Annotated in this window: 8 protein-coding genes; 3 read left to right on the top strand and 5 right to left on the bottom strand. The window is 58.8% G+C overall.

All coding sequences use genetic code 11. From position 1 onward, the window contains the following. Positions 1–4: 4 nt before the first annotated feature. From MHX65_RS00695 to MHX65_RS00705, 3 genes are read right to left on the bottom strand one after another with little or no spacing between them, the layout of a single operon-like run. Positions 5–1120: a metallophosphoesterase family protein gene (locus MHX65_RS00695; RefSeq protein WP_239267818.1), complete on the bottom strand. Its 1116-nt coding sequence runs from the start codon at positions 1118–1120 to the stop codon at positions 5–7. A 2-nt stretch (positions 1121–1122) separates the two neighbouring features. Then, complete coding sequence (locus MHX65_RS00700; protein ID WP_239267820.1) at positions 1123–1944, bottom strand: SWIM zinc finger family protein; 822 nt, start codon at positions 1942–1944, stop codon at positions 1123–1125. Positions 1945–1948: 4 nt separating this feature from the next. Next, entirely contained in the window at positions 1949–4978 is a 3030-nt protein-coding gene (locus MHX65_RS00705; RefSeq protein WP_239267822.1) for a DEAD/DEAH box helicase, read from the bottom strand. 168 nt (positions 4979–5146) lie between these two features. Here MHX65_RS00705 and putP point away from each other — a divergent pair, with 168 nt between their 5' ends. The 3 genes from putP to MHX65_RS00720 are packed head-to-tail and all read left to right on the top strand — an operon-like array spanning position 5147 to position 7819. Beyond that, complete coding sequence (gene putP / locus MHX65_RS00710) at positions 5147–6718, top strand: sodium/proline symporter PutP (protein ID WP_239267824.1); 1572 nt, start codon at positions 5147–5149, stop codon at positions 6716–6718. Between the two features lie 34 nt (positions 6719–6752). Further along, the gene (locus MHX65_RS00715; protein ID WP_255716798.1) at positions 6753–7319 is read left to right on the top strand and encodes an HNH endonuclease family protein; all 567 of its coding nucleotides are present in this window, start codon (positions 6753–6755) and stop codon (positions 7317–7319) included. Positions 7320–7375: 56 nt separating this feature from the next. Then, positions 7376–7819 carry a hypothetical protein gene (locus tag MHX65_RS00720; protein ID WP_005282326.1) on the top strand — a complete coding sequence of 148 codons (444 nt, stop codon included), beginning with the start codon at positions 7376–7378 and terminating at the stop codon, positions 7817–7819. Positions 7820–7827: 8 nt separating this feature from the next. Here the strand turns inward: MHX65_RS00720 and MHX65_RS00725 are convergent, their stop codons facing one another. Further along, on the bottom strand, positions 7828–9066 hold the full coding sequence (locus tag MHX65_RS00725; protein ID WP_239267828.1) for an HNH endonuclease signature motif containing protein: 1239 nt from the start codon (positions 9064–9066) through the stop codon (positions 7828–7830). Between the two features lie 146 nt (positions 9067–9212). Next, on the bottom strand, positions 9213–11084 hold the full coding sequence (locus MHX65_RS00730; protein WP_239267830.1) for a DEAD/DEAH box helicase: 1872 nt from the start codon (positions 11082–11084) through the stop codon (positions 9213–9215). Between the last annotated feature and the right edge of the window lie 36 nt (positions 11085–11120).

The following is an 11120-nucleotide window of genomic DNA, read 5'->3' on the forward strand; positions in this document are numbered from 1 at the left end:
TGGTTTATCCTTCCAGGCGAAATAGCAGGTTGGCGGCGTCGCGGGCCACCGGATCCTCGCGGTTATCCAGCAGCTCCTGCAGGGCGTCGGCGGCATAGCCGGAAATATCCAGGTTGGCTAGTTCGTCTTCGCTCGGTTCCAAGAACAGGTACATGGTCCGCTCGCGCGGGCGCAGCGAGGCGAAGACCGCCTCCAACTCATCCAGCCCGCGCTGCAGCCGGGCGTGCGCCGCAATACCGAGGGTCCCCTGCAGGCTGTATTTAATCGCCGTGCGCACCTTATCCGGGTACTCCTCCAGGCTGCGCAGGAAGCGCTCGACGTCCTCGGTGGAATTGACGGAGGCATCGAGGGCTTCAAAAGTCCAGCGCCCGATGCTGCGCTTATCGATGTCTATGTCCTCCCCCTCAATCCTTACCACCAGCGCATTCCCGGAATCGGCCTCGCCGCCACCGGTGGAGCATTCCTTAAAGTCCGTAGTCTCCGGGCTGCCAGAGAACCAGACGCGGCCGGTCTTTCCCAGGCTGGCCGTCGAGTGGGTATCGCCCAGCGCCAAGTAATCGATCACCCCGCGCTCCAAGCACTGCTCTACGAATTCCAGGTCGATGGTATCGGCATCTCCCCCGCTAGAGCGCGAATCCACCTGGCCATGGCCCACGGCAATTCGGATTCCTTCCGTGGGTTCAAGCGGCTCCAACGCCTGGCGCACCAAATCGTGGTTGGCGCGCTTAGACAGGTACGGCGCGCCCACCAATTCCACGCCCTTGCCCACCTCGATGGGCTCTGAATCCGCGATGACGTGCACATTATCTGCGCTGGTACGATAAAATACCGAGTCCGCGACCAGCGGATCGTGGTTTCCCGGCAGCACATATACAGGCACGGGCAAGCGCTTAAACATCTCGGTGGCACGCGCCAAGATTTCCCGGGAGAGCGCATTGTGTTCAAATACATCGCCCGCAACGACGATGAACTGCGCGCCAACCTCCTCCGCGAGCTGGCCTAGGTGCATGATGGCGGACTCGCGGTCATCGTTGAAACGACCTTGCGCCTCCCCCTTTAAGAACCAGCGGGTCATTCCCAGCTGGAAGTCGGACGTGTGGATAAAGGTCGTTGCAGTCATAATCAGTGCGTTAAGTGGTAGTAGAGGTCTTCAATATCGGACACGGCGCGCAAGAGATCAATATTGGTATGCGATACGGCTCGAAGGGCCTTGCGCAAGAGGTCAGGATCGGAATCTTCCAATGCTGGGGCCACCTTGGGGTGCGGCAGCTTAGGCATCTCGCGGCCATTCCAGAACACGTCGTTCTTTTCTTCCGCGGATAAATCGCTGGCGCCAAAGCTTTCACGGGAGATCTGCTGCGATTGCTCCATGACGGCCTTTTCCAAACGCGCAAAATCCAGCCCGCGCATATTGAAAATCACGGCTGGATCCGCATCCGCGCGGGTGGCGAGCCTATCTCCCACCGCCACAATGTGCTTGCAGGTATAGGCGGAATCCGGGCACGTGCAGGATAGACGCAGTTCTTCGGCCTCGCTGGCAAAAAGCGTATCCAGCGCTTCCTCAGATAACAGGCCCTTGCGCGCATTCGCTACGGAATTAGGGGTGCGCGCGAATTGGCCGGCGAGTGCCGCAATATCGTCATTATCGCGGTACGGCAGCTGAATGAGTATGGAAAAAGGCTCGTTTTGGGAACCAGCCACGCGCCCATGGATGGCACCATTGCGGATCTCCAAACCAACGACGTGACCGCCTTCGGCGTACTGGCGCCCGCGGCTAATCCGCCCCCGGTCCGCATCATAGTTGGTAAAGGACGAAATCCGGGCGGCGGTCTTGGACAGCAGCCGCCCGCTGCGGTCGACATGGTTGACCTCGTCCGGGGTACTCACGCGCTTGCGGGTACCAAAGTTCGCGTAGATGACATTGTCATCGCCCTTAACGGCCATCCGCTTACTCCTTTCCCCGGTAACTCATGAGCTCTGCCAGCTGGTCCGGCTCCAGTTCCGTGAGCCAGCCCTCGCCTTCGCCGACGACGGCGCCAGCCAGCTGCGTCTTGCCATCCAAGATGTCTTGGATGGATTCTTCCAACGTGCCAGCCGTAATCATCTTATACACCTGCACGTTGCGGCGCTGACCAATGCGAAAGGCGCGGTCCGTGGCCTGGTTTTCCACCGCGGGGTTCCACCAGCGGTCCATGTGCACCACGATGGACGCCGCGGTTAGGTTCAGGCCCGTGCCGCCTGCCTTGAGCGAAAGGATCATCGCCTGTGGGCCATCATCGGCCTGGAAGTCCTCCACCATCTGGTCGCGCTTATTCTTGGTCACCCCGCCGTGCAGGAAGGGAATCTCGTGGCCCAGTTGCCCGCTCAGGTAGGGCTGCAAGATATCACCGAAGGCCTTGTACTGGGTAAAGATCAGCAGGCGCTCGCCGGATTCGGTGGCGGCATCGACAATCCGCATCAGCTCCTTCACCTTGCCCGAGCGGTGCTTGCCCTTGATAACCACCGGCGAATCGTCTCCCAAATAATGCGCCGGGTGATTGCAGATCTGCTTAATGCGCGTCAGGGAGGCCAAGACGATCCCGCGCTTGCTGATGCCCGTAGCATCCTCCAAGCTCTTCTTCACCTCATTGACCAGCGCCTTATACAAAGCCGCCTGCTCTGTAGTCATGGATACCGTAAGAATCTGCTCGGACTTTTCCGGCAGGTCATCGATGATATTGGGATCGGTCTTGACGCGGCGCAGGATAAGAGGTGCGGTCAGCGCGCGCAGGCGCTCGGACATCTCCTCATCATTATTGCGCTCGATGGCCTTGGCAAAATGATTGCGGAAAAAGGACGCCGTGCCCAAAATGCCTGGGTTGCAAAAGTCCAAGATGGACCGCATCTCGGACAGGCGGTTTTCTACCGGCGTACCGGTCAGCGCCACGCGGTGTTCAGACGGCAGCGATCGCACCGCCTTGGAGGAACGCGTGGCCGAGTTCTTAATGGCCTGCGCTTCATCAAGGACCACCCGCTGCCAGGACACCTCACCCAAGAGGTTGAAATCCCGGCTCACGGTGCCATAGGTAGTAATGACGAGATCTGCTTTTCCTGCGGCCTCGAGGAACTTCTCCCCGCTCGGCCGTCCCGCGCCGTGTTGCACCATGACCTCGAAATCCGGCACGAAGCGACGGGCCTCGCGAGCCCAGTTGCCCACCACGGAGGTGGGTGCGACGACCAAGGTAGGCCCGGTCTGTTCACCGCGTTCCTTCTCCACCGCCAAAAGGGACAGTAGTTGGAGTGTTTTGCCGAGCCCCATGTCATCGGCAAGCACGGCACCAATATCATTGCGCGACATCCAATACAGCCAGTCCACGCCAGTGCGCTGATACTCGCGCAGCTCCGCGTGGACGGCCTCCGGAATGTCCACGCGCTTCGGCGCAACCGTATCCATGCCGCCGAGCAACGCGGTATGCCACGTGCTGCCAGTAAATTCGATGGGCTCCTGAGCCATCGACTCGAGCGCCAGCTCCCGCAGCTCCGCCACCGTGACCTGGTGCTCGCTCTTCTCGTTGAACTCTGCTCGGCGACGCTCGACCTCTGCCATGAGCTGCTGCCAGCCCGGCTCACCTAGCTTCTTGGCCATCTCCGCCGAGGCCGCCAGCTGCTCGAGCTCCTTCTTGGCGCGCTCGCGGGACTTATCCGCCAGCTCCTCCATATAAAAAGAAACCTTGGACACGACCTGGGTATCGGCCATGACCCACTTGCCGCGCAGCTGAATGAGCCCGGACTTGGAATTGACCAGCTCATTCATCTCGGATTCGGTAAGTTCCACATCGCCCACGGACATGCGCCAGTTATAGTCCACCAGCTGGTTCATACCGATGTGCTTCTTTGTCGCGGCCTCTGCCGGATCCCGTGCCTCGCGGGTTTCTAGCTTGGCCTTCGTATCCATCTGCGCCCACGATTTGGGCAGCATGACGGTAATGCCCCGCCTCTTCAGCTCGGGTACCTCGTGCGCAATAAACTGCGTGAGCTGTTCCGTGTCCAGGTAGACGTCCCAATCGCCGTCGCCTGGCTGGGGCATTTGCGTGCTCTGGCCCAGGCTCGGCGCCGCGTGCAGGGCCTTGCGGTGGTTTTCGCGCAGCTTCTCGATGCTCGCCCGATCCAGCTCCTCCGCCAACACCGGCCGCGGCGAATCCGTTCCCGAGCGCACCCGCACCCGAATCGGCCACGCTGCATCCTCGGGGTCCTGTTCTTCAGGCTCCTCCACGATGTAGACGAGTTGGAGTTCCACCTGGTAAATGGAATTTTTCCATTCATTGAGCGCGCGCAGTAGTTGCGCGCGGCCGCGGCGAATGGGCGACGTCGTCAGTAGTGCACGGGCGAAGTCGTGCCACGGCATTGACCGGGGTTCATTGAGCAGCGGCTGCAATTCCCGGTTGGCAATCCAATGCGTCAGTTCATCCGCTAGGTCATCTGAAAGGGCTCTATTATTTATATGGAGAATCCCGGGTGCCGCGGCCATCATCTCTGCGAGCCAACCGCGCTCGCCCAAACCTGAGGCCAACTGCCACATGGGGAACCACTCGTTGGCCTGGTAGGCCAGCCGGAACGTCACCCTGCCCGCGCGGACAAACTTGCTCAGGCCGCTATATGCGTGAATGAGCCAGTGCAGATCCGGCGCAATTGATGCCGGTGGATGATGATCCAGGTATTCCAGCTGGGCTAGGGCTTCTACCGCTTCTTCCGGGGCAAACATGGCCATGGGCACCATGAGCGAGACGTCCTTACCCTTTGGCGTCCGTAGTGATACTCGCGCCCGGTTCCGGAATGATTTCTTAGCCAAGATGGCATCAATAGCCTGCGGAAACGTCCCTTCTGGCACGGCCGAAGGCATAACAATCTTGTGCCCTTCTACCTGCTCAATCCATAGACCAAGCCCCGAGACCGGCAGCCAAAGGCCATGCACAAGGTAAGAAGCCATAGCCGCCAGCATAGCAGCCCGGCAAAGTTTTGTTACAAGCTCGTTATATTCACGTCTTTACGCAGTTAAACGGTGAAAAATATCACCAGAGATCTATGCCACAGCTGGATTTTAGCTTGGTTGAACCTTAAGTCACCGTTAACGTAAGAATGTCCGACAAATCACTACAAGGAGTGAAACGTGCAAGAATCAACTTGGTACGTCATTGCGATGATTGTCTATTTCCTCGTAATGGCAGCCATTGGCTACTGGAGCTACAAACAAACCGACGAATACGACGATTATGTTTTGGGCGGCCGTGGCCTGCACCCATTCGTAGCTGCTCTCTCCGCCGGTGCATCTGATATGTCCGGCTGGCTGCTCATGGGTCTGCCTGGCGCGCTCTTCCTTTCCGGTTTTTCCGAGCTGTGGATGCCTATCGGCCTCCTTATCGGTGCATGGGCAAACTGGAAGTGGATTGCGCCGCGTCTGCGCGCGTACTCGGAGGTTGCGGGCGATTCCATTACGGTCCCCTCCTTCTTCGAGAACCGTCTGCGCGATAAGTCGCGCCTGCTGCGTATTATCTCCGCAGTTATCATTATCTTCTTCTTTACCTTCTACGTCTCTTCCGGCATGGTCTCCGGTGGTCGTTACTTCGAGTCCACCTTCGGTGGCGACTACATCACCGGTATGTTGGTCATCGCCGCAGTGACCATTTTCTACACCTTCATCGGTGGCTTCTTGGCAGTGTCCTACACCGATGCTATGCAGGGCATGCTCATGTTCGTCGCCCTGCTGATCGTGCCAATCATGGCGCTTTTCGCTCTTGACGATGCCGGCGCGATCTTCTCCTTCGCTACCGAAAACAACTACGCTACCGACGGCGCACTAGAGCCAAACGATAACTACTTCTCTCTCTTCGCTGGCGTTTCCGCTGGTGTTATCGTTGGTAACGCCGCTTGGGGTCTTGGCTACTTTGGTCAGCCGCACATCATCGTGCGCTTCATGGCGCTGCGTAAGCCTTCTGACGCCAAGCAGGGCCGTTTCTACGGCATCACCTGGATGGGCCTTTCCGTCATCGGCGCTATCTTCGTTGCGCTGACCGGTACTGTGTACTTCACCCAGTTCGGTGAAACCATTACTGACCAAGAGAACTTCGAGACCATCTTCTTGGATATGGCTCAGGCCATGATGCACCCATTGCCTGCTGGTTTCATCTTGACCGCAGTCTTGGCAGCGATCATGTCCACCATGTCCTCCCAGATGCTCGTGGTTTCCTCTTCCCTGATTGAGGACCTCTACCTCATCATCGCAAAGCGCAAGCCTGACGAGCGCATCCTGATTAACCTGTCCCGTACCGCCGTTGTGGTCATCGCGGTTATCGCCGCACTCCTGGCTATCAACCCGTCCGACTCCATTCTTGGCCTGGTCGGCTTCGCATGGGCTGGTTTCGGTTCCGCATTCGGTCCGCTGGTCATCCTGGCTCTGTACTGGAAGCGCCTCAACGCAACCGGTGCAATCGCCGGTATGGTCACCGGTGCAGTCGTCGCCATCGGCTGGGGCATGTCCCCGCTCGGCGATTCCCTCTACGAGATGGTTCCGGGCTTCTTCTCCGCACTCATCGTCACCGTTCTGGTCACCTTGGCTACCAAGCAGCCAGACCAGGAGGTCTTGGACGAGTTCGAGGAAGCCGAGAAGCTTGCCAAGCTCGTTGAAAAGGACGACTCCCTGGACTTCGAGGAAGCAGCAGAAAAGGTTTCCGATAACAAGTAGGAACCTTCCCGCACCTCGCGGAGTCCAATAGGACATGAAGTCCTATTACCTGGCCGCGCTATCATGCATAACCGCTCTCGTTATCGCATGGTATGCGTGGCCTTTTCCGCGTTTTGATGTCTCCACCGTGCCAGCTCGCACGGAATTGCAAGGCTACGACCGCGACGAGTTCGGCGGCTGGCAGCCCAACGGCGCATGCACTACGCGGGAGGCCATCATGGAGAACCAAGCCAGCGAGGCCTTCGCTGACTGCCGGCCACAATCCGGCACGATCTATGACCCCTACGCGGGCGAGACGATTTCAGCCACCTCCCCCATTGAGGTCGACCACATCTTCCCTCTTTCTGCCGCCTTTGACATGGGTGCCGCAGAATGGGACCAAGACACCAAGAGGCGTTTTGCCAACGATCCTCTCAACTTGGTGGCCACCAGCCGGAAGCTCAATCAAGAAAAGTCCGATTCCCTTCCTTCCGAATGGTTGCCGCCTGCCAACCGCTGCGATTACTCGCGGCGCCTCGCAGAGATCGCGCGGAAGTACGAGCTGCCCTTGTCCCGCGCGGACGTCCGTGCAATGAGAAGGCAATGTCGGTTCGATTTCTAGCAGGGAAATTGATTAGGGTGAACAAGGCAACTTTTCTTAACTGAAGGGCATCCTCCATGACTACTTTGTTCATCTTCCTGCACGTGGCAGCGGCCATCGTCCTACTTGGCCCCGTGTGCATTTCCACCTCCATCTACCAGACTCAGCTGCAGGGCGCAGCGCAGGGCGATAAGACGGCCCTCGGAGCCGCCCGCAACCTGCACAACATCACCAATACTTACGGCTACATTTCCGCCCTCGTGCCGGTCCTTGGTCTTGCTGTGTTCCTGTCTGATATCGAAACCTTTAAGAGCCAGGTCAACTTCCACATCGCCATCCTTGTGGCCATCATCGCGTGGTGCCTGCTCTTCTTCCTCATCCTTCCTAAGCAGCGCACGGCGCAGGCAGCCCTAGAGTCCGGCGATACCGCCAACCTGGGCTCCATTAAGAAGTCGCTGTCCGCTTTCGGCGGCGTCTTCAACCTCCTGTGGATCATCTGCCTTATCCTGATGTACCTCTAGGAAGCCATTTACTTTTCGGGGACAGTGTCATCGCTGTCCCCTTTTTCATGCGTGGACTCCTCCCTAAGCTCTTCTTTTAGTTGCTGCGCACCTGCATGCGCATTCTCCCGCCGCTTCTGCGTGGCCTGCGCCACCGTCTGCGCCCACCTGCGGTTCTTCGGCGCCAACGGTCCGCTCGCGGAGTCGTAGACCCACGTAGAGTCATCGAAAAGCCAGACGATGTCCCCACTTATCGGGTCCTTGATATAAAACGCCCTCCCATCGGTCTTTATATTGTGATGGTGCTGGCACAGGCAAGTGAGGTTTGCCGCCGAGGTCGGCCCACCATCTGCAAAGTCGTGCCGATGGTCCATCTGGGACGCCACCGCCGGCCGCGTACAGCCTGGCCACCGGCACGTGCCATCCAAGCCCTCTACAAACGCCCGGATATCTGGCGGAGTCACATAATTCGGGCTCTCCGCCTGACCGGCCTTCTCCATGTCCCTTGTCGTTGTCGCCCGAGCCTCTAGGTCATCCGCGGTCTCCGGGGATACCCAGCCTAAGTTTTGTACAAACGCGGGTGCATCCGGCAGGTCGCAGCGATACATATTCAACACGACCTTGGCCTTTGGTTGCGCCTTTCCGGTCAGCAGCTCCACTGCGGCCTCAGCCATCGTGAGGTCCTTGTCCGTAGCGATATCCCGAATATTGCGGTCGATTATCTCCGCGGTTTCTAACCCGACGTCCAGACAAACCGCAGCCCACTCCCCGCCTGTAGGTTCAACGCTATAGGCTTGCTTGCGGCGCGGATCCCGCGCGGCAATTGAGGGATCGAGGCGCACGATGAGCTCGCGTAACTTGCGGCGGAGATTGCGGTGCGAGGGCAGCTTTTGATTGGGGCGGGTTGGGGTCAAGTAGTTGGTCAGGGCGTCATCGATAGTAAACTTCTTCTCCGCATCAATGGCGCCGAGCTTGGCTAGGGTTTGGTCAATCGTAATCAGGCGGTCTAAATCTAAATGGAAATGCTGTTCTTGCCGGGCGCGCAGCCGCGGCAGCTCCTTTAATCGCTCGAAGGCGAAGATAATATTTCTAATTCGGGACTGACGCGCCCCAGTTAAGTCAGACAGGGATTGGCTAATAACTTCGATATCATCATCCGGGTCAGGGTGAAGCCTCTCCCAGAACTGGTATTCCGCTTTCCTAATCTCTGTAGCTGCACGGGAGGTAGAATTTTCCGGATTAGTATTGGCATAATATGGCGCATTCATGGACTTTCTTTCGAGAGATTTACTAGAACATGCTTTCGCCATACACCATACAAAACCGCCCCGACACACTACCCCCATTTATAGTAAAAGCGCAGGTCACAGGGCATGAAAAAAGGGCCTCTAAAAGAGGCCCTTTGGAGGTTTAATTAGTCGCGGAAGCGACCACCATGTTTGCGTCCACCGCCGCCGCCATCACGGCGAGGCGGGCGACCAGTATCCTTCTGAATCTTGATGAGCTGCCCAGAAATCCGGGTATCCTTCAGACGGTCCAGCACAGCTGGGTCCATGTTCTTCGGCAGGTCCACGAGAGTGTGTCCCACCGCAATGGTAATGCGGCCGAAGTCCTTGGCGGACAGGCCACCTTCGTTGGCGATTGCACCGACGATGGCACCTGGGCGGACATTCTGGCGCTTGCCGACGTCCAACCGGTACGTCTCAAAGTCACCATCCGGCCGCTTGGAGCCGCCGCGGTTCTTGCCGCCGCCCTTGAAGTCACGGTCGCGCTTGCGGTCATCGCGATCGCGGCGGTCCTTCTTTGGCTTGGGCAAAGGCTTGTCTTCCAATAGGAAGTTCTTGCCACCCTGGTGCATGACGGCCAGCGCCGCGGCGATGTCATCCATCGCGACGTCATTTTCTTCCGAGTACTTGCGCACCAAGTTGCGGAAGAAATCGGCCTGCTTGTTGTCCATGGACTGGGTGATGGCCTGCGCAAACTTTTCCTTGCGCTTTTCATTGACCTCATCGACGGAGGGCAGGTCCATCTCTTCGAGGCGTGCGTTGGTCACGCGCTCGATGGAACGCAGCATGCGGCGCTCGCGCGGGGTGACAAACAGGATTGCCTCACCGGAACGGCCAGCACGACCGGTGCGGCCAATGCGGTGCACGTAGGACTCGGTATCGTTCGGGATATCGAAGTTCACCACGTGGGTGATGCGCTCCACGTCGAGGCCACGTGCGGCGACGTCAGTGGCCACGAGGATGTCTAGGCGGCCATCCTTGAGCTGGTCGACGGTGCGTTCGCGCTGCGCCTGGGCGATGTCGCCGTTAATGGCAGCAGCGCTGTAGCCGCGATCGCGCAGGGCCTCGGCCACTTCTTCGGTCTCGTGCTTGGTGCGGCAGAAGACGATGATGGCGTCATAGGTAATGACCTCGAGGATGCGGGTGAACGCATCCATCTTTGCACGGTGCGGAATCAGCAGGAAACGCTGCTTAATGTTGTCGTTGGTACGGCGCTCGGACTTAACGGTTACTTCCGCCGGGTTGTGCAGGTACTGCTTGGACAGCCGGCGGATGGCATTAGGCATGGTGGCGGAGAAAAGCGCCACCTGCTTGCGGTCCGGGGTGCTTTCGAGGATGCGCTCGACGTCTTCCTGGAAGCCCATGTTCAGCATCTCATCGGCCTCATCGAGGACGAGGAACTGCAGCTGGGACAGGTCAAGCGAGCCCTTTTCCAAGTGATCGATGACGCGACCCGGGGTACCCACGATGACCTGGGCGCCGCGGCGCAGGCCAGACAGCTGGATGCCGTAGGCCTGGCCACCGTAGATGGGAAGAACCTCGATACCCTTGAGGGTTTCTGCGAAGGATTGGAAGGCATCTGCAACCTGCAGGGCGAGCTCGCGGGTAGGCGCGAGGACGAGTGCCTGCGGGTGGCGCGCATGCGGGTCAAGCTGGGACAAGACCGGCAGCGCGAAGGCTGCGGTCTTGCCGGTACCGGTCTGTGCAAGGCCCACGACGTCGCGGCCTTCCATCAGGATCGGGATGGTTTCTGCTTGGATGGGGGACGGCGTGGTGAAGCCTACTTTCGCAACGGCTTGCAGAATTTTATCTGGCAGGCCGAGGTGCTCGAACCCCTGGGAGTTGTCGTTGGCCGAGTCCTTGGACTCAGCGCCGGTGCCCTCAGAAGTATTCGCAGCCCTGGTGTCCTGGTTGACACCTTGCGAGTTGTCCTGAGATTCCGACTTATTAAAATCTTCCGGCTCGTTTACGCCGCCGGTGGCGTTATCGGTAATGCTCATTGCTCATCCAACCCTACGCGATACCGGCGGCAAACT

The organism is Corynebacterium sp. ACRPS (assembly GCF_022346005.1).
GTDB lineage: Bacteria > Actinomycetota > Actinomycetes > Mycobacteriales > Mycobacteriaceae > Corynebacterium.

Excerpts from the sequence above, each read along its gene's own strand:
- MHX65_RS00720 (WP_005282326.1), top strand. The coding sequence starts at position 7,376 with ATGACTACTTTGTTCATCTTCCTGCACGTGGCAGCGGCCATCGTCCTA.
- MHX65_RS00715 (WP_255716798.1), top strand. The coding sequence starts at position 6,753 with ATGAAGTCCTATTACCTGGCCGCGCTATCATGCATAACCGCTCTCGTT.
- MHX65_RS00730 (WP_239267830.1), bottom strand. The coding sequence starts at position 11,084 with ATGAGCATTACCGATAACGCCACCGGCGGCGTAAACGAGCCGGAAGAT.
- MHX65_RS00705 (WP_239267822.1), bottom strand. The coding sequence starts at position 4,978 with ATGCTGGCGGCTATGGCTTCTTACCTTGTGCATGGCCTTTGGCTGCCG.
- MHX65_RS00695 (WP_239267818.1), bottom strand. The coding sequence starts at position 1,120 with ATGACTGCAACGACCTTTATCCACACGTCCGACTTCCAGCTGGGAATG.
- MHX65_RS00700 (WP_239267820.1), bottom strand. The coding sequence starts at position 1,944 with ATGGCCGTTAAGGGCGATGACAATGTCATCTACGCGAACTTTGGTACC.
- MHX65_RS00725 (WP_239267828.1), bottom strand. The coding sequence starts at position 9,066 with ATGAATGCGCCATATTATGCCAATACTAATCCGGAAAATTCTACCTCC.